General features: G+C 74.8%; 15 protein-coding genes. 5 read left to right on the forward strand and 10 right to left on the reverse strand.

Annotated features, from left to right (window positions below; all coding sequences use genetic code 11):
* Positions 1-144: 144 nt before the first annotated feature.
* The 6 genes from ACFCX4_RS09355 to ACFCX4_RS09380 all read right to left on the reverse strand — a co-directional run bounded on the left by ACFCX4_RS09355 (position 145) and on the right by ACFCX4_RS09380 (position 5,656).
* Entirely contained in the window at positions 145-579 is a 435-nt protein-coding gene (locus ACFCX4_RS09355) for a MarR family winged helix-turn-helix transcriptional regulator (protein ID WP_376140043.1), read from the reverse strand.
* A gap of 102 nt (positions 580-681) precedes the next feature.
* A complete protein-coding gene (locus tag ACFCX4_RS09360; protein WP_376140045.1) occupies positions 682-2,415 on the reverse strand; it encodes a hypothetical protein in 1,734 nt (577 codons plus the stop codon).
* 85 nt (positions 2,416-2,500) lie between these two features.
* Complete coding sequence (locus tag ACFCX4_RS09365) at positions 2,501-3,343, reverse strand: nucleic acid/nucleotide deaminase domain-containing protein (RefSeq protein ID WP_376140047.1); 843 nt, start codon at positions 3,341-3,343, stop codon at positions 2,501-2,503.
* A gap of 16 nt (positions 3,344-3,359) precedes the next feature.
* Positions 3,360-3,923, reverse strand: coding sequence for an SUKH-4 family immunity protein (locus ACFCX4_RS09370; RefSeq protein ID WP_376140049.1), 564 nt, complete (start codon positions 3,921-3,923; stop codon positions 3,360-3,362).
* A 27-nt stretch (positions 3,924-3,950) separates the two neighbouring features.
* Complete coding sequence (locus ACFCX4_RS09375) at positions 3,951-4,940, reverse strand: nucleic acid/nucleotide deaminase domain-containing protein (RefSeq protein ID WP_376140051.1); 990 nt, start codon at positions 4,938-4,940, stop codon at positions 3,951-3,953.
* On the reverse strand, positions 4,937-5,656 hold the full coding sequence (locus ACFCX4_RS09380) for a WXG100 family type VII secretion target (RefSeq protein WP_376140053.1): 720 nt from the start codon (positions 5,654-5,656) through the stop codon (positions 4,937-4,939). The genes ACFCX4_RS09375 and ACFCX4_RS09380 overlap by 4 nt, the downstream gene beginning before the upstream one ends.
* A gap of 285 nt (positions 5,657-5,941) precedes the next feature.
* Between ACFCX4_RS09380 and ACFCX4_RS09385 the strand changes: the two genes are divergently transcribed.
* Positions 5,942-6,385, forward strand: a complete 444-nt coding sequence (locus ACFCX4_RS09385; protein WP_376140055.1) for a VOC family protein — start codon at positions 5,942-5,944, stop codon at positions 6,383-6,385.
* A 149-nt stretch (positions 6,386-6,534) separates the two neighbouring features.
* Here the strand turns inward: ACFCX4_RS09385 and ACFCX4_RS09390 are convergent, their stop codons facing one another.
* A complete protein-coding gene (locus ACFCX4_RS09390) occupies positions 6,535-7,458 on the reverse strand; it encodes a DUF4231 domain-containing protein (protein WP_376140057.1) in 924 nt (307 codons plus the stop codon).
* 118 nt (positions 7,459-7,576) lie between these two features.
* Between ACFCX4_RS09390 and ACFCX4_RS09395 the strand changes: the two genes are divergently transcribed.
* Positions 7,577-8,026, forward strand: coding sequence for a VOC family protein (locus tag ACFCX4_RS09395; RefSeq protein ID WP_376140059.1), 450 nt, complete (start codon positions 7,577-7,579; stop codon positions 8,024-8,026).
* A gap of 481 nt (positions 8,027-8,507) precedes the next feature.
* On the opposite strand, the gene ACFCX4_RS09400 is transcribed toward ACFCX4_RS09395, so the two are convergent.
* On the reverse strand, positions 8,508-8,708 hold the full coding sequence (locus ACFCX4_RS09400; RefSeq protein ID WP_376140061.1) for a type II toxin-antitoxin system VapB family antitoxin: 201 nt from the start codon (positions 8,706-8,708) through the stop codon (positions 8,508-8,510).
* Between the two features lie 115 nt (positions 8,709-8,823).
* Positions 8,824-10,290, reverse strand: coding sequence for an NCS2 family permease (locus ACFCX4_RS09405; protein ID WP_376140063.1), 1,467 nt, complete (start codon positions 10,288-10,290; stop codon positions 8,824-8,826).
* Positions 10,291-10,634: 344 nt separating this feature from the next.
* Between ACFCX4_RS09405 and ACFCX4_RS09410 the strand changes: the two genes are divergently transcribed.
* From ACFCX4_RS09410 to ACFCX4_RS09420, 3 genes are read left to right on the forward strand one after another with little or no spacing between them, the layout of a single operon-like run.
* Complete coding sequence (locus ACFCX4_RS09410) at positions 10,635-10,916, forward strand: DUF2530 domain-containing protein (RefSeq protein WP_376140065.1); 282 nt, start codon at positions 10,635-10,637, stop codon at positions 10,914-10,916.
* Positions 10,917-10,968: 52 nt separating this feature from the next.
* Positions 10,969-13,479, forward strand: a complete 2,511-nt coding sequence (locus tag ACFCX4_RS09415; RefSeq protein ID WP_376140067.1) for an HAD-IC family P-type ATPase — start codon at positions 10,969-10,971, stop codon at positions 13,477-13,479.
* A 42-nt stretch (positions 13,480-13,521) separates the two neighbouring features.
* A complete protein-coding gene (locus ACFCX4_RS09420) occupies positions 13,522-13,758 on the forward strand; it encodes a hypothetical protein (protein WP_376140069.1) in 237 nt (78 codons plus the stop codon).
* Positions 13,759-13,882: 124 nt separating this feature from the next.
* Here ACFCX4_RS09420 and ACFCX4_RS09425 read toward each other — a convergent pair whose 3' ends face one another.
* Entirely contained in the window at positions 13,883-17,188 is a 3,306-nt protein-coding gene (locus ACFCX4_RS09425) for a sacsin N-terminal ATP-binding-like domain-containing protein (RefSeq protein WP_376140071.1), read from the reverse strand.
* Between the last annotated feature and the right edge of the window lie 163 nt (positions 17,189-17,351).

Consider the following 17,351-nt stretch of genomic DNA (forward strand, 5'->3'; position numbering starts at 1 on the left):
GGTGCGCCGGGGGGTGTCCGGGTGCCCCCCCCGCGGGGCGGCCGGCCCCGGGGCGGGGTGGCCGTCGCGCTCCTGGTGTCGGTCGTCGGTCCTGCGGTGATGCGGTTCTCCTTCGTCCTCCGGCGGCTACCGGAACGGGTCTGCCTAGAGGTGTGCGAGCTTGTAGAGCACGGGCGCCGCTTCGCGGAGCTTCGCCCACTCCTCCTCGTCGAGCCCCTCGGCGAGCTCGGCGAGCCAGGCGTTCCGACGCCGGCGGGACTCCGCCAGGATCGTCTCGGCCTCCTCGGTACTGCTGACGACCACCTGCCGGCGGTCCTCCGGGTGCGGTTCGCGCCGCACCAGGCCCTTCTCCTCCAGCATCGCGACGATCCTGGTCATCGAGGGCGGCTGTACGTGCTCCTTCCGGGCGAGCTCACCCGGCGTGGCCTTCCCGCAGCGTGCGAGGGTGCCCAGCACCCCGATCTCGGTGGGGCTGAGCGACTCCTCGACCCGCTGGTGGCGGAGCCGACGGGAGAGGCGCATGGCGGACGACCGCAGCTGACTGATGGCTGCGAGGTCCTGCTCGGACATCTCGGGCATGTTCTTTAGCCTACGTCATTACTCTGGCTAAAGAAAATTGGATAACGACCCTTCTCCCGGCGGGCCGCCCCGCACCGGATCCGCGCCGGGACGGTCCCGCGCTCAGCGCCGGACGTCCACCGCGGCGAGGCCGTCCGGCATGCCCAGCACCAGCAGCGTGCCGGCCAGCGCCAGCGACCAGACCTCCGAGCCGGTCCGCACGTCCAGCGCGGTGCCCGCCGCCAGGTCCCGCACCCGGACCAGCCCGTCCGACCAGGCCGCCGCCACCACCGGACCGGCCGCCGTCACCCCGGCCGCCACCGCCGTCACCGGACAGCCCCGGCGGTCGGACGGCTCGGCCATCGGCGCCGAGCGCGGGCCCCACAGCCGGACGGCACCGTCGAAGCCGCCGCTCACCAGCAGCGGGATCTCCGGGTCGGACAGCGGCCCGCCGCCCAGCGCCGTCCCGGCCAGCGCGGTGACCGGGCCGTGGTGCAGCCGCTCGCTCTGCACCTTGCCGTCCTCGGCCCAGTGCACGGCGCCGTCCGCGTCCCCGAAGGCCGGTGCCGAGCCGGCCAGGATCCCCACCGCCGCCACCGCGCTCAGGTCGCCGGCCACCGCCCGGACCGCCGCCACGGCCGCCGCCGGACCGGACCCGTCCGGACCCGGCCGCACCCCGGACGGAACCACCGCCTCCGGCCGTCCCCAGGCGTCGAGCAGCACGACCGAACCGCCGGCCGTCACCGCCAGCCCCCGCAGCGGGCGCGGGCCGGGGACCACCACGGCGCCGAGCCGGCGGCCGGTGGCGGGGTCGAAGGTCCGCACCGCGCCGGTCGGGTCCGCCACCAGCACCTGGGACAGGTACGGCCCGGCCCCGGGGGCCAGCGCGGCCACCGGACCGGGGTGGTCCGGGTCCGAGCCCTCCCAGCGCGCCCAGCGGGCGGCCCACGGCGCGGGCAGCCGCGCCAGATCGGCCGCCGCGGCGGCGTCCGTCCCCAGCAGCCTGGTCCGCAGCACGGCGGCCCGGACGGCCGGGTCGGGCTCCTCGATCACCGCCGGACCGGCGGCCCGCCAGGCCCGGGCGAGCACGTCGTCCCGCCGTTCCACGGCCGCCGTCACCGGGACGGGGCGGGCGAGCGCGTACAGCAGCGGATCGGCCGCCAGCGGGCCGGGCTCGGCGCCGGCCGCCGCCCAGAGCCCGGACAGCGCGTCCTCGCCGAGCGAGCGCAGATCGGTCCCGGGCGGCAGCGGCAGCGGCGCCGGGGGCCGGTCCGCGGCCCCCTGGACGGCGCCCGGCAGCGGATAGGCCGCCGGGTCGCCGCCCCGGGCCGCCGCCCACTCGGTGAACCGCGCCCGGTCCGTCCACCGCGGCTCGCCCAGCTCCAGCACCGCGGGTGCGGGCACGGCCGTGAACGCCCCGGCCGCCGGACCTCCGGTCGCCGCCTCGACCACCAGCCGCACCCCCGGCAGCCGGAGCAGCGGGTCGAGCAGCCCGGTCACCAGGGCCGCCGGGTCCTCGGCCCCGTCCAGTCCGGGGACGCAGAGCAGGACCGGCCGGCCGTCCGCCGCGATCGCCCCGACCAGCGGCTCCGGCGCGTGCGCGACCAGGTCGAGCTGGTGCCCCAGCGACCAGACGGCGGTCCGGAGGGTCGCCCCGTCGGCCGGCAGCACCCCGTGGATCCGCCGCCCGCCGGGCGCCGTCCCCGTGCCGCAACCGCGCACCAGCCAGGCCAGCAGGTGCGACTTGCCGGACCCCGGCGGCCCCGCCACCCGGCACAGCCGCGGCGCCCGCGGGTCGTCCAGCCAGCCGAGCAGCGCAAGCCCGGCCGGCCTGCGGCCCGCCCCAAGCGGCGGCATCCGCCGCCCGTCCCGCACCATCTCCCCGCGTCCCCCGCTTCCCTCGCCCTGCCCCGCCCGGCGTGTCCCGCCCGGCGTACCCGGCTCAGCCCCGGCGCCCGGCCAGGCTGATCATCAGTGCCCTGATCCCGTTCTCCCGGGACTCCGCCGTCTCCCCGTAGTCGAAACCGTGGGTGAACTCCGCCTGCGGGAACTCCCGCGCCATCCAGCGCGCGCAGTAGTGGCCGGGCATCAGGCACGGCTCCAGCTCGCAGTACACCCGGACCACCTGCCCGGCCCCGACGCCCTCGGCCCGGAGCCGGTGCCAGAGCGACTCCTCGGGGTGCAGCAGCCCGGGGCCGCTCACCTCCGTCACGATCCGCCGCTCGCCCCGGTCGTCGACCACCTCGAAGGCCGCCGAGGAGTCGAGGTTCAGCGGACGCCGCAGATCGTCCAGCACCCGCGGCCACCAGCCCTCCCGGTCGTCGAAGGCCGCGGCGTCCAGGGCCAGCAGCCCCTGCCGCAGCTCCCGGTAGGCGGCGAGCGCGGCGTCCGGCCGGTCCCCGGCGGCGACGACCGGCAGCAGCCGGTCGAGCAGCAGCAGTCCGCCCGCGAACGCCGCCACGTCCGGCGCCACCGGCAGGTCCAGCGGGCGCCCGCCCGGCAGCACCGCCCGGACCGAGCGGTCCGGCGCGAAGTACAGCTCGGCACCGCCGTCGGTCCCGATCCGCAGCTGCGCCGCCGCCGGCCCCGCGTCCAGCCCGGCCGCGCACTCGCCCACCGACGGCGGATCCGACTCCTCTGCCGCCCGGAAGTACGGCCCCACCTGCAGCGGTAGCCCCGGATGCCGCAGCGGCCCGGCGGGCGCGACCGGCAGGGCCCGCAGCCCGCGCGCCCCGAAGTGCGCGAGCAGCGCCGCCGCCAACTCCTCGTCCCTGTCCGCGCTCACGTCCGAACCGGCCCTCTCATGTCATGTGGTAGGAGTCCATGAAGGCCTCCCAGAATCGCGTACCGTCCCCGAACGGCACCTCGTCCCAGCGGTTCATCCCCTCGCGGACGAACTCCTCGGCGTCGGCCCAGTCGTACGGCGTCGGCCGCTCCTCCGGGGCCGGCCTCTCCACCTGGATCTTGTACACCAGGTACGCCAGCGACGAGATGTCGCGGTGGATCAGCTCGTACTCCTCGTCGGCGTCCGGGTCGCAGACCCAGATCGTGCCGTCATCGAGATTGAGGTAGACGAACCCGCCGTACAGCTCGCCCAGCTGCCGCAACCGGCCGTGCTCGGTCTCCACCAGCCATTCGGTCAGCGGGCGGGCGAACGCGCTGTCCGGGTTCTCCGGCCGCCGGTCGGCGAGCTCCGCCAGGAGCCTGAACAGGCCGCCGGAGAACGGCACCCCGACGTCGGTCACGAACCGCACGGCTTCCGCGTCACCGCCCCACAGCTCCGCCGCCGCCTCCGGCCGGAACCTGAGGAGGTCGCCGGGCGCGGCCTGCTCCACGAGCGCGGGCCAGTCGATCCCTACCAGCACCTGTCAGCCATCCTGTCGATCCGCCCCTTACATGCCCTTCGGCTTCTTCGCCGCCTGCTTCGCGGTGTGGGCCGCCTTGTCCTGCTGCCCCTGCGCGTCGAAGTCCTTCGAGCCCATCGTGCCACCATGCTGACCCGCCGCGTGATCGCTCGCGAGGCCTTCCAGATAGGCGCGGTGACCCCAGTCGCGGTCCTTCTTGGGGACCTTGCCGTCGTACTCGACGCCGTGGTTCACGTCGAGGTCCGGGTTCTTGGGCGCGAAGTGCCGCCCGAGCCAGCGTTCGCAGTTCTCGTTGGCCTGACAGGGGGCCCGCTCGGTGTAGAGCTCACTGACGTGCTGTTCCCGCCCGCCGAGCACGGGTTTGCCGATGGAGCGCTCGGAGTGGCTGCGGTCACCGCTGCGGCCGACGAGGACGATCTCGTTGCCGTCGGGGTGCTTGTAGCGGAGCGCCGCGTAGTTCTTCCCGCCGTAGTCGCCCTGGGCCCGGCGGGCCTCCTCGACCGCCAGGGAGAGCGGTGTAGGCGCGTCGATCCGCCGGCTGGCGGCCTTCTCGTCCTGCTTGGGGTTCCCGTCCTCGTCCTTGTCCGTCTTCTTGTACTTCTTCGCGTGGTACTTGTCCTTGAGGTCGTCCGGTGACGGGTCCCTGACCCGGTCCGAGGCCCCGTCCAGCACCGTCCTCAGGGACGCGTCCGGGCTCTCCAGATCGACCAGCTTGCCGTCCTTGATCTCCTGGACCCGGCCGTCGTCGTGGACGAAGTACTTCCGCGGCGGCGCCTTGGGCGCGTCGCCGCCGGTGCCGGCACCCGTCCGGGGCGGCGGGGTGCCCTTGTCCTTGCCCTGGCCGGCGAGGTCGGTGGCGTTGTGGCCGTCGTTGTCCTTGTGGTGCTTCGCGGTCTTGTCGAGGTTGTCGCCCGCGTTCTTGTACATCTTCTTCGCGGCCTTGCCCATGTCGTCGGCCAGGGCCTTGCCGACCTTCTGGGCGCCCTTCTGGAGCGCCTTGACGACCGCGTCGCTCACTCGAAGCTCACCGCCGCCACCCGGGTGCCGAAGACCTTCGCGTGCAGGGCGACCTTCTCGGCCTGCTCGTGCAGGGCCCGGGCGTGGGCCTCCACGGCCGCGGGATCGATCCGGAAACCGCTGCCGGCCGTGCCGCCGCCGTTCACCGCCGCCGCGGCGGCCTCGAAGACCAGCCCGGCCACCGCCTCGGAGACGACCTCGACCAGCGGGGTGATCGCCGCCTCGACCACCTGGCCGACGACGTAGTCCTCCAACTGGCGGGCCAGGTAGGCCATCAGCTTGCGCGCCGCCTGCTGGGCCGCGACGGCGCCGACCTCCGAGAGCCCGGCGGTCGCCACGGCGGCAGCCTGCGCGGCGATGAAGGAAGCGGCCAGGAGGGTGAGTTCGGCCAGTGCCTCCAGCTTCATGGCGACGATCACGTCGGCCGCGACGTCCATCGCCTGCGCGACCACGTGGGCCGCCTGGACGACCTCGTGGAAGTGCTTGTCGGACATCAGCGCCCACTTGGCGGCCAGCGCCCGGTACGACTCGCCCTCGTAGGCCCCGCCCAGTTGACGGATCGTCGCCGTCGAGTCCGCGTGGAGGTCCTCCAGACCCTTCGCGAACTCCTTGACGTGCTGCCCGAACTCCCGGACCTTGTCCTCGTTGACCGCGGGCCAGCGGATGCCGATGAACTCAAGCAGCGTCGCTACCTCGCCCGGCAACTCGATCGCCATCGAGCAACCCCCCGTGAACCAACAATCCCCCGATAGGCTCAAAAGTTTATACAACTAATCATTGTCCGCTGATGCTCAGGGCGTGCCGATTCTGTAGCGATCCGGAACGATCTCGATCGATCTGTGCAGGTCATCGCCCTGGAAGCGGCGCGACGGAACCGTTTCCCCCCACCGCGTCCCGGCTGGCCGTGCCCTCCGTGACTCCCGGTGCGATGCTGGTCCTGGGGCCCGGTCCACGCGGGCCCCCGGCGCCGCACCACGCTTCGACAGAAGGGCCGACCAGAAATGACCGACGTCGCCGCCGAACAGGCCGACAGGGCGGACCGGGCCGCCGGTTCCGGACCGGCCGGGCAGAACGACACCGGGTTCGCCCGCCTCGCCATGGTCACCATCGACTGCGCCGACCCGATCGCGCTGGCCGCCTTCTACGGCGAGCTGCTCGGGTGGGAGACCCGGCACGTGGACGAGCAGTTCGCCATCCTGGACAACCCGGAGGGCGGCAGCCCGCTCGGATTCGGGCGCGTCAAGGGGTACCGGCCGGAACCGTGGACCGAGCCGGACGGCGGGAAGCACTTCCACCTGGACTTCTACGTGGACGACCTGGAGGCCGCCACCGCCCGCGCCCTGGCCCTGGGCGCGACCGAGCCCACCTACCAGCACGGACGCTCGCTGAAGGTGCTGATCGACCCGGCCGGCCACCCGTTCGGCCTAGCGCCGCTGGACGCCTGAGCCGCCCTCCCCGGCGGCGGGGGCACACCCGCCCCGCGAACCCGGGCCCCGGGCGCGGGACCCCGACGGCCCCGCCCGGTCGGCCCGGGCGGGACCGCCGGTACGACCGGGGCCGCCGTACCGGGCCGGAGGCCTGCACGGGCGGTCCGTCAGCGCGGGAAGGCCCGCCGTGCCCGCCACGTGGTGTGCTCGCGCGAGACCGCGTCCTCCGCCTCGGCGGCCAGCCGGGCCCAGCGCTGCTCGGCGTCCGGCGCCCGCAGGTCGATGTCGGACAGCTGGTTGCCGACGTTCTCCAGCTCCCGGGCCGCCAGCTGGTAGGCGGCCGCCAGCGGACGGAGCTGCTTCAGCTGCGTCCAGGCGATCACCGCCGCGGCCGCCGCCGAGGAGGCCCCGAAGACGTGCACCGGCAGCGCCCCGGTGGCCTGGGCCACGGCCGCCGCCGCACCGATGATGATCAGCGTCGCCACGGCCAGGCCCCAGGTGACCGCCTGCGACTCGCAGGACTCGGCGCGCGAGCGGTACCACGTCCGCTGCCCCTCCACCCGGGTGCGCAGGTAGACCGTCCGCCGCGCGGTCAGCGACTCCGCCCGGACCCGGCGCATCTCCGGCGTGATCTCGGCGACCGTCCCGGGCGGCACGATCGCCGGGTCCTCGAAGGCCCGCAGCACGTCCTCCACCTGCAGCAGGTAGCCGTTGTCGACGTCCTCGGAGTCCGCTTCGCCCTCGAACGGGCGGGCCCGCATCGAGTACTTCCAGGCCAACGTCTTCACCGACTCGGCCGCCGCCCGCGCCTCGTACCAGCGCGCCTGGGGGTTGCTGCGCCGCAGCCGGGTCCAGAAGTAGCCGGCCACCAGGAAGGCCACCACCGAGAACAGCGGCGTGATGTCGGCGTCCCCCCGGTGCTCCGGCCCCGGCAGCGAACCGACCACGGCCGCCACCACCAGCATCGAGATGAGCCCCCGGTACCAGCGCAGCGTCTCCTGCTGCCCGGCCAGCGAGGCCTGGTCGGCCGTCCGGAACAGCTCCGGCAGCAGCTGGGCCTCGACCCCTGTCGGCGGATCCTGTCGCACCATCGAACCGCTCCCCTCCCCCGTCTCGCCGGGAGTATGCCCCGGGTCAACTCACCTACACCGCCGCAACCTTGACGTGACCTCTTGCATCCGGTCCACTGCAACCTCTATAACCGGTTACATGCCCATGCACTGGAAGCTCGTCATCGACGCCACCGACCCGCACCGCCAGGCCGCCTTCTGGGGCGCGGCCCTCGACTACACCGTCGAGGACCACAGCACCCTGATCGACGGCCTGCTCTCGGCCGGCGCGATCACCCCGGCACAGATCACCGAGACCGGGGGCCGGCGCGCCTGGCTCACCCTCGCGGCCGTCCGCCACCCCGAGGACCCGCACGACGCCGCCAGTGGCACCGGGCTCGGCCGCCGCATCCTCTTCCAGCGCGTTCCCGGGGCGAAGCAGGGCAAGAACCGCCTCCACCTCGACCTCCACCCCGGCCCGGACGCCCGGTCCGCCACCGTCGCCCGGCTCACCGGCCTCGGCGCCACCACCCTTCGCGAGGTCGCCGAACCGGGCGGGTCGTGGACCGTCATGCAGGACCCCGAGGGCAACGAGTTCTGCGTCCACTGACCCCGCCCGACGTCGCCACCGCCACCGCCGCGCGGCGGCCGGACGGACGGAGGCCCCTCGCCCGGTTCGGGTGAGGGGCCTCCGCGGCGGGACGCGGCCGGGCGTCGGAGCAGGCCGAGGGCCGGCATCAGGCAGTGGAAGGCGAAGACCGTGGCCACCGCGTACACCGGGACCGGGACCTCGCGGCCGCGGCCGGCGGCGAGGCGCAGGACGCAGAAGGCGATGAGGCCGAAGCCGTCGGCGCCGGATGCCCTTGGCCCGGTCCCGGACCTCGTCCGTGCACGGCAGGTGGTCGAACCCCCGAGCAGATGGCTCAGCCGGTCCGCCTCCGCCGCGCTTCGGGCGCTGTGCAGCACCTCCATCTCGACTGCCGCGCCCACCGCCGGCAGGGCGCGCTGCGAGGGATCGTCGAGGACGGGACGCACTGCCGGCTTCCCCCGGCGCGCCAGGGCCGACTTGTCGATCGGGTAACGGTCCCGGGTCACGCCGCCGCCGACTTGCCGGGCTCGTCGAGGAGGTCGAACTCCCCGTCGGCGACGGCATCGGCGAGCTCTGTCCGGCGGGCCAGCTTCACGGCCTCCGGCAGCGCGGCGTTGACCGTGGCGACCCTGGCGGTCGTGCCGAACAAACGCCGCGCCTCGGCCGGAAGGTCGTCGTCGAGGTCGATCACCGTTCGCGCCACGGCCGTTCCTCCAGCAGTCGACGACCAGAGAACGACATCAGATCCGATGCATTCTCGATAAAACAGGCCCCGCGCTCCAGGGAGCGCGGGGCCGTGGAAACCCGGTGGAGAAGGGTCAGAGCAGGCCGAGGGCCGGCATCAGGTAGTAGAAGGCGAAGACCGTGGCCACCGCGTACATCGGGACCGGGACCTCGCGGCCGCGGCCGGCGGCGAGGCGCAGGACGCAGAAGGTGATGAAGCCGAAGCCGATGCCGTTGGTGATGGAGTAGGTGAACGGCATCATCACGATGGTGAGGAAGGCCGGGATCGCGATGGTGTAGTCGGCCCAGTCGATCTCCTTGACGGAGTTCGCCAGGATCAGGAAGCCGACCGCGACGAGGGCGGGGGTGGCGGCCTGGGCGGGGACCATGGTGGCGAGCGGGGTGAGGAAGAGGGCCACCACGAAGAGCGCGCCGGTGATCACCGAGGCGAAGCCGGTCCGGGCGCCCTCGCCGACGCCGGCGGTGGACTCGACGAAGCAGGTGTTGGCGGAGGAGGAGGTGGCGCCGCCCGCCGCGGTCGCGATGCCGTCGATCATCAGGACCTTGTTGATGCCGGGCAGGTCGCCCTTCTCGTCCAGCAGGTGGGCCTCGTCGGCGACGCCGAGGATGGTGCCCATCGCGTCGAAGAAGCAGGACATCAGGACGGTGAAGACGAAGAGCACGCCGGTGAGGACGCCGACCTTCTCGAAGCCGCCGAACAGGCTGACCTCGCCGACCAGCCCGAAGTCGGGGGCGGCGACCGGGTTGCCCGGCCAGGCCGGAACGGTCAGGCCCCAGCCGAGGGCGGGGATGTCGGCGAGCTTGTCGATCACGACGGCGGCGGCGGTCATCACCGCGATGGAGACCAGGATCGCGCCGGGCACCTTGCGGACGATCAGGACGAGGGTGAGCAGCAGGCCGAGCACGAAGACCAGGACCGGCCAGCCGAGCAGGTGGCCGCCGGTGCCGAGCTGCAGCGGGACGGTGGTGTGGGCGGCGTCCGGGATGCGGGTGACGAAGCCGGAGTCGACCAGGCCGACGAGGCTGATGAACAGGCCGATGCCGATCGCGATGGCCTTGCGCAGGCCGAGCGGGACGGCGCTCATGACCCGCTCGCGCAGACCGGTGGCGACCAGGAGCATGATCGCGAAACCGGCCAGCACGACCATGCCCATGGCGTCCGGCCAGGTCATCTTGGGTGCGAGCTGGAGGGCGACGATGGTGTTGACCCCGAGGCCGGCGGCCAGGCCGATCGGGACGTTGCCGATGACGCCCATGAGCAGCGTGGTCAGACCGGCGGTGAGGGCGGTCGCGGTGACCAGCTGGGCGCTGTCCAGGTGGGCCCCGGTCATGTCCGTGGCGCTGGCCAGGATGATCGGGTTCAGCACCAGGATGTAGGCCATGGTGAAGAAGGTGGCGATGCCACCGCGGATCTCGCGCGGCAGGGTGGAGCCGCGCTCGCTGATCCGGAAGTAGCGGTCCAGGGCGCCGGAGGGGGGATTCGGCGCACCGGCGGGCCGGGCGGGCTCGGGCGACTCGGTGGTCGGCTGGGCCACGGGCATGCTGCGTCCTCTGTGGGGGGCTGAGGAGAGGGGGACCCGTCCGGAGCGACGGTGGCCGGACGGCCCGGTGGGACGGACACGAAGCACAGTGTTATGAGCATGCCGCGGCCGACCGGAGAAACAAGTATGGGCACCGCGGTCGCACACACGCTATCTTCGCGCGTAGAACGTAAACGCTCAGTAACGGGCCGGTACGGGAGGGGACGAAACCGGCACCGATCCGGTGCGAACACGGCCGGAATCCGGCATCGACACGGACAGGATCCGGCACGGTTCGGGCACGGACGCGGATCACCCCGGCGGGGAATCGATCGGACGCTCGGGCGCACCGTACCCTAGGGCCCATGCCCAAGACGCCGTCCCACCCCGCTCCCCCGCCGCTGGAGGCCAACGACGTCGCGATCGTCGGCGGCGGCACGGTGCTCTGGTTCGTGGCGTTCCTCGTCCTGCTCCCCTTCTGGGGCACCCTCTCCGACCACGGCCACGGCAACTGGCCGTGGATCTGCCTGGCCGGCGGCGGACTCGGGCTGATCGGCCTCTGGTACTGCCGGGCCCGCCGGGACGCCATCGCGCGCGGCCGGGCCGCCGAGGCGCGGGCCCAGGACCCGGCCACCCGGTCGGACTGAACAGTCCTTTAGTAGCACGCATCGGACATAAGGCGCCCGTAGAGTCGGTGCCATGACGCCGCCCGCGCAGCCTGCCGAAGGACAGCCCACCGGAGAGAAGCCCGACGGAGCCCATCCCCTCGGGCTGCTGCCCGGCCGACGGGGCGGACTCACCGCCGCCGAGGTGGCCGAACGGGTGGCCCGCGGCGAGGTCAACGACGTACCGGTCCGTTCCAGCCGCTCCGCCGGGGAGATCGTCCGGGCCAACGTCCTCACCCGCTTCAACGCGATCATCGGCGTGATGTTCGCGATCATCCTGGTCGTCGGGCCGCTCCAGGACGGCCTGTTCGGCCTGGTCATCGTCGCCAACACGGCGATCGGCATCATCCAGGAGCTGCGGGCCAAGAAGACGCTGGACAGCCTCGCGCTGATCGGCGAGGCCAGGCCCCAGGTCCGCCGGGACGGCAGCGTGCAGCAGATCGCCGTCGGCGCGATCGTGCTCGACGACACCGTGCTGCTGGGCATCGGCGACAAGGTGATCGTCGACGGCGAGGTCACCGAGGCGGACGGCCTGGAGATCGACGAGTCGCTGCTCACCGGCGAACCGGACCCGGTCCTCAAGCACCCCGGTGACCAGGTGATGTCCGGCAGCTTCGTGGTGGCCGGCGCCGGCGCGTTCACCGCCACCAAGGTCGGCCGCGAGGCGTACGCGGCGCAGCTGGCCGAGGAGGCGAGCCGGTTCACCCTGGTGAAGTCGGAGCTGCGCAGCGGCATCGACAGCATCCTGCGGTTCATCACCTGGCTGCTGGTCCCGACCGCGATCGGCCTGATCATCAGCCAGCTGGCGGTGGAGGGCCGGGACTGGCGGGAGGCGGTCCGCCGGATGATCGCCGGGATCGTGCCGATGGTGCCCGAGGGTCTGGTGCTGCTGACCTCGGTGGCCTTCGCGATCGGGGTGATCCGGCTGGGCCGCAAGCAGTGCCTGGTGCAGGAGCTGCCCGCGATCGAGGGGCTGGCCCGGGTCGACACCGTCTGCCTCGACAAGACCGGCACGCTCACCGAGGGCGGCATGGACGTCGTCGACCTGCGGGTCATCGGCACCGACGAGGACCGCGGGGCCGGGGACGCCCGGAGCACGCCGGACGACCGGGGCACCCTCAAGGAGACGGTGGTGCGGGCGCTGGCCGTGATGGCCGGCGCCGACGCCCGCCCCAACCCGTCCATGCAGGCCGTCATCGACGCCTACGGCGACGGCCGCGGCACCGGCGCAGGCGCGAACGGCGCGAACGGCGGGGACGCCGGCTGGCGGGTCATCGAGGCGATGCCCTTCTCCTCCGCCCGCAAGTGGAGCGGCGTGCAGCTGCTGGAGCCGCGCGGCGGCGAGGCCAGCTGGCTGCTCGGCGCGCCCGACGTGCTGCTGCCGGCCGGCCACCCGGCGCTCACCGAGGTGGACGAGCTGGGCGCCCAGGGACTGCGGGTGCTGCTGCTCGGCCGCACGCCCGTCCCGCTGGACTCCCCGGACCCGGCCGACGGACTGCGGCCGCTCGCCCTGGTGGTGCTCCAGCAGCGGCTGCGCGAGGACGCCGCCGACACCCTGCGCTACTTCGAGAGCCAGCAGGTCGAGGCCAAGGTCATCTCGGGCGACGCCGCCGTCTCGGTCGGCGCGGTCGCCGCCCACCTCGGACTGCCCGGCGCCGACCGTCCGGTGGACGCCCGCACCCTGCCCGCCGAGCCGCAGGCCCTGGCCGACACCGCCGAGGGCACCACCGTCTTCGGCCGGGTCACCCCGCAGCAGAAGCGGCTGCTGGTCGGCGCGCTGCAGTCGCGCGGGCGCACGGTGGCGATGACCGGCGACGGCGTCAACGACGTGCTGGCGCTCAAGGACGCGGACATCGGCGTGGCGATGGGCAGCGGCAGCGACGCCACCAAGGCGGTCGCCCAGATCGTGCTGCTGAACAACTCCTTCGCGGTGCTTCCCTCGGTGGTCGCCGAGGGCCGCCGGGTGATCGGCAACATCGAGCGGGTCGCCGGGCTCTTCCTGGTCAAGACGGTCTACTCGGTGCTGCTGGCACTGCTGGTGATCATCACCCACTCGCCGTACCCGTTCCTGCCCCGGCACTCCACCGTGCTGTCCACCCTGACCATCGGCGTGCCGGCCTTCTTCCTGGCGCTCGCGCCCAACAACGAGCGCGCCCGCACCGGCTTCGTGCGCCGGGTGCTGCGGCTGGCGATCCCGGGCGGCGTGATCGCCGGGACGGCCACCTTCACCGCGTACGCGCTGGCCCGCGCCAACCACGCGACCGACCTGGAGTCGGACACCAGCGTGGCCACCCTGACGCTGTTCCTGGTCGCGATCTGGGTGCTGGCGATCGTGGCCCGCCCGTACAACTGGTGGCGGCTGCTGCTGATCGGGACGATGGGCGGGGCGTTCACCCTGGTGCTGACCGTGCCGTGGCTCTCCGACTTCTTCCAGCTCTCGCTCTCCGGCACCCGGGACCCGTGGATCGGGGTCGGCATCGCGGTGACCGCCGGACTGGTGCTGGAGGTGGTCTGGCGGATCATGCGCCGCCGGATCGATGATTGACCCACGAAGCACGAGGCACCGGACGGGCGACGGGGGTCCGCGATGGCACGCAGGGGCGGGGACCTGGAGGCCTTCACGGCCTTCCTGGGCGGACTGCTGATCACCGGGCTGCTGGGCCTGGCGATGCTGGGGGCCGCCGCGCTGGCCGGGATCGATCCGGGTCCGCGGCTGACCGGGGTGGCCGCCGGTCTGCTGACGGTCACCTGGGTGGTGGCCACCCTGGCGGTCTACCTGCGGCTGATCGCCCGCGGCCGGACCCGCTCCGGCACCCGTTCCTGAGACGGACGGCCTCCGGGGCCGGCCCCGCGACGGCCGGTCCCGGAGGCCCGGCCGTCCCGGCGGCGGCGGGCCCCGGAGCCCGGCCGCTCAGCCCTCGAAGTCCCGGGCCCCGGAGCCCGGCCGCTCAGCCCTCGAAGTCCCGGGCCGCGGAGAGCTCGTAGGCGCGGTCCGGCTCGCTGAGCGCCGCCAGCACCTCGAACCGGCGGTGCCACTGCCCGACCGACCAGGCCAGCCCGGCGGCCAGCCCCTCCGGGGTCGCCGCGTGCAGCAGTCCGGGCACCGGCGGCACGTCGAACTCGTCGTCCTCGTCGGCCTCCTCGGCGGACTCCGGGTCGTACGGCGCCTCCGGGGTCCGCGCCCCGGTGTCCCAGCGCCAGTCGACGGCCGCCTCCTCGCCGTCCGGGCCGACCACCAGCAGCTCCTCGTGCTCCTCGTAGGCCACCGGGCAGCCGGGCAGCAGCTCCCGCACCACGGCCGGGACCCGGTGCAGCGCGCCCTCGGACAGCACCCGTCCGCCCGCCACCTCGCTGGCCAGCGAGACGTGCAGCCGCTCCGCGAGGTCGGCGGCGAGCGCCGGGGCGACCGGCAGCAGCGGGTGGTCGTGCAGCAGCTCGACGAGGTCGGGGGCGTCCGCGACGACCGCCTCGGTGGCGTCCACCACCACGGTGCGGTCGGGCCGGCGGCCGGTGGCCCGGTCCAGCGGCGGCACCGCGCGCACCACGTCCAGCGGCTCGATCCGCTCCGCGTCGACCCGGGCCAGCGCGGTGTGGATGCCGTGGAGCTGGCGGTGCCCCACCTCGGCGGCCGGGTCGGTGAGCCGGTCCAGCACCTCGTCCGGCCCGTGCGGCTCGGCGAGCAGCGCGGCCAGCGTGGTGCGCACGCCCAGCGCGTGCAGGAACTGCTCGTCCAGCGTGGTGCGGGCCTCGTCGTACAGGCCGCGCAGCAGCGGGTCGGCCCCGGCCGCGCGCAGCCCGGCGGGCTCGCGGCCGTCCAGCACCGGGTGATCGCGCAGCCACCAGGCGGTGTACGGCGGCAGGTCGGCGTAGGAGCCGTCCGGCAGCAGGGTGCGGACGGGGGTGACCACCGCGTCCCGGTACGGCGGGCGGGCCAGCGCGGCCAGCGCCTGCGGCCACGCGTCGTCGTCCACCAGGTCGAGGTCGCGGACGGCGAGCAGTTCGGCGGCGACCGGCGGGACGCCCACCGCGTCACCGCCGTCGGCGTGCAGCGCCTCCAGGGCGTCCTCGGCCCACTCGGCCAGGCCGTCCGGCGCCTCGTCGATCAGGCCGGTGGGGTGGCCGCCGGCCGCGCGGTCGGCGGGCGCGGTGGGGTCCAGCCGCTCCAGGTCGTCCGGGTCCAGCACCACGTCCTCGGCGCGGACCAGGACGAAGTCGGCCAGGACGCCGACCGCGGCCAGCACCTCGGGGCCCCAGCGCTCCAGCAGCTCGTCGTCCACCCAGCCGGCGTCGTCCTCGCGTGCCAGCGCCGCCAACGGGCTGTCGGGCAGCAGGAGTTCACCGGCCCGGGCGGGCTCGCCCTCGTCGTCGAGCAGGGCCAGCCGGGCCAGCCAGGGGTGCTCGCCGGGCGCCGGGGCGGCCGCCCTGACGAGCGCCAGCACCGCCTCGGCGAGGTCGGCGGCGGTGTCCGGGTCGTCCTCGGCCAGCTCGTAGGAGCGGGCGACGGCGGCGCGCACCTCGGGCGTGTCCAGCACCCCGGCCGGGGTGGCCGCGCCGGCGCCGAGCTTGGCCAGCAGCGGGTGGGCGGCCTCCGGGTGGGCGAGCCGCAGGTCGAGCACGGCGAGCGCGTCGGCCAGCGACCCCGGGTAGCCGGGGAAGGCCGCCCAGTCGGCGTCGTCGGAGGGCAGCAGGACCCGGCGCGGCCCGGTGACCGTCCGCCCGTCCGCGAGCGGCACCGGCAGCGCGCCGAGCGCCTCCGGGTCGGCGCCGCCGAGCGCCGCGTAGAGATTCCGCCACCAGGCCGGCTCCCGGTCCAGACCGCCCAGCTGGTCGACCACCTCGGCGAGCGGGATCCGGCGCACGTTCAGCACCCGCAGCTCGCTGCGGCGTTCCAGGCCGGCCGGCAGCAGGCCCGGGAAGATCGGCGCCAGCGCCTCGACCACCGAGCCGTCCGCGCCCTCCAGCAGCGTGGCGTCCCGGGGCCGCAGCGCGGGCGTGCCCGCCTCGACCGGCGCCGGGTGCGGCAGGAACGGCGTGCCGGGCAGCCGGGAGAGCACCGCGGCGCGCAGCGCGTTGTCCAGCGTGCCCTGGCCGAGCGGGCCGGGCACCAGGCCGAGCGAACCGAGGTCCCCGCCGCGGGCGCGCAACAGGTCGGCGTAGGCGTCGGCGGCGCGCTCGGTGAGGAAGTCCGCGAGCGGGCCGGGGGCGACGTGCCGGCGGGTGGAGTCCAGCGGGTAGGAGGCGATCAGCAGCGCGGGCAGGCCGAGCGGCTCGTCGCTGGGGGTGGGCGCGTGCAGCACCGGGGCGATCGCGGGCCGCTGCGGGGCGCCCTCGTCGGACACCGGGACCGCCCAGGTCACCGTCCAGTACGGACGGGCGCGCTCCTCGGTGGGCCGGTCGGCGAGCAGTTCGGGGGCGACCGCGCCGGCCGCGCCGGCGGTCTGCCAGACGGTGCGCCGCAGCCGCCCGCCCGCGTCGTCGGTGACCGTCACCTCGGTCACCCCGTCCGGACGCGGCTCGGCGGCGTCCCGGGTCAGCGTGCGTGTGCCGCCCGCGGTCTCCACCACCACCTCGGCCAGGCCGGGCAGGGTGAGCAGCAGGGCGTCGTCGACGCCCGCCAGCAGACGGCGGGTGAGGTCCTCGGCGGCGGCGTCGCGCAGCGGCAGCACCACCACCGTGTCGTACCCGGCCGGCGCCGGGCCCTCGGCGGCGAACGGCAGCCGCAGCAGCGGGACGTGACCGTCCCGGCGGCGCAGCTCCTCGACCAGCGCGGGCTGCGCGTCCGCCAGGGCCCGGGCCTCGCCCAGCGACCAGCGCACGCCGCCCGTCGAACCGAGCACCGCGGGCTCGTCGGTGACCGCGAGGACGGCGGCGAAGCCGACGCCGAACCGGCCGACGGTGGTGTCCCGCTCGCCGCGCTTGGAGGAGGCGCGCAGGGTGGACAGCGACTCGACGGCGGCGGCGTCCAGCGGCGCGCCGGTGTTCGCGGCGGCCAGCACGCCGTCCGCCAGGGTGAGCCGCAGCCGGCCGGGGCCGTGTCCGGCGCGGACCGCGGCGTCGGCGGCGTTCTGCGCCAGCTCGACGACCAGCCGGTCGCGGTAGCCGCCGAGGGCGAGCTCCTCCTCGGCGTTGGCGTCCTCCCGGAACCGGGCCGGGGAGGCGGCCCAGGCGTCCAGCACCCGACGGCGCAGTCCGGCGCTTCCGAAGGGGTCCGCGTGGTGCTCGTCCGTGCCGCTGCCGATGATCCGAGGTTCCACTGGACCTGCCGCCTTCCGCCGCCCTGTTGTGCCCTACGAGGGGCATTCTTCCCTGCCGGAACGAGTGCTCCGGACACGCCCCCGGCCGGGCCCGCCCCGGCCGGGCACCGGGGAGCGCCCCGGGCGGCGGGAACGACGGCGGCCCGCCCCACCGGGGTGGGGC

Origin of the sequence: Kitasatospora sp. NPDC056327 (assembly GCF_042261735.1) — a bacterium.
Lineage (GTDB): Bacteria > Actinomycetota > Actinomycetes > Streptomycetales > Streptomycetaceae > Kitasatospora.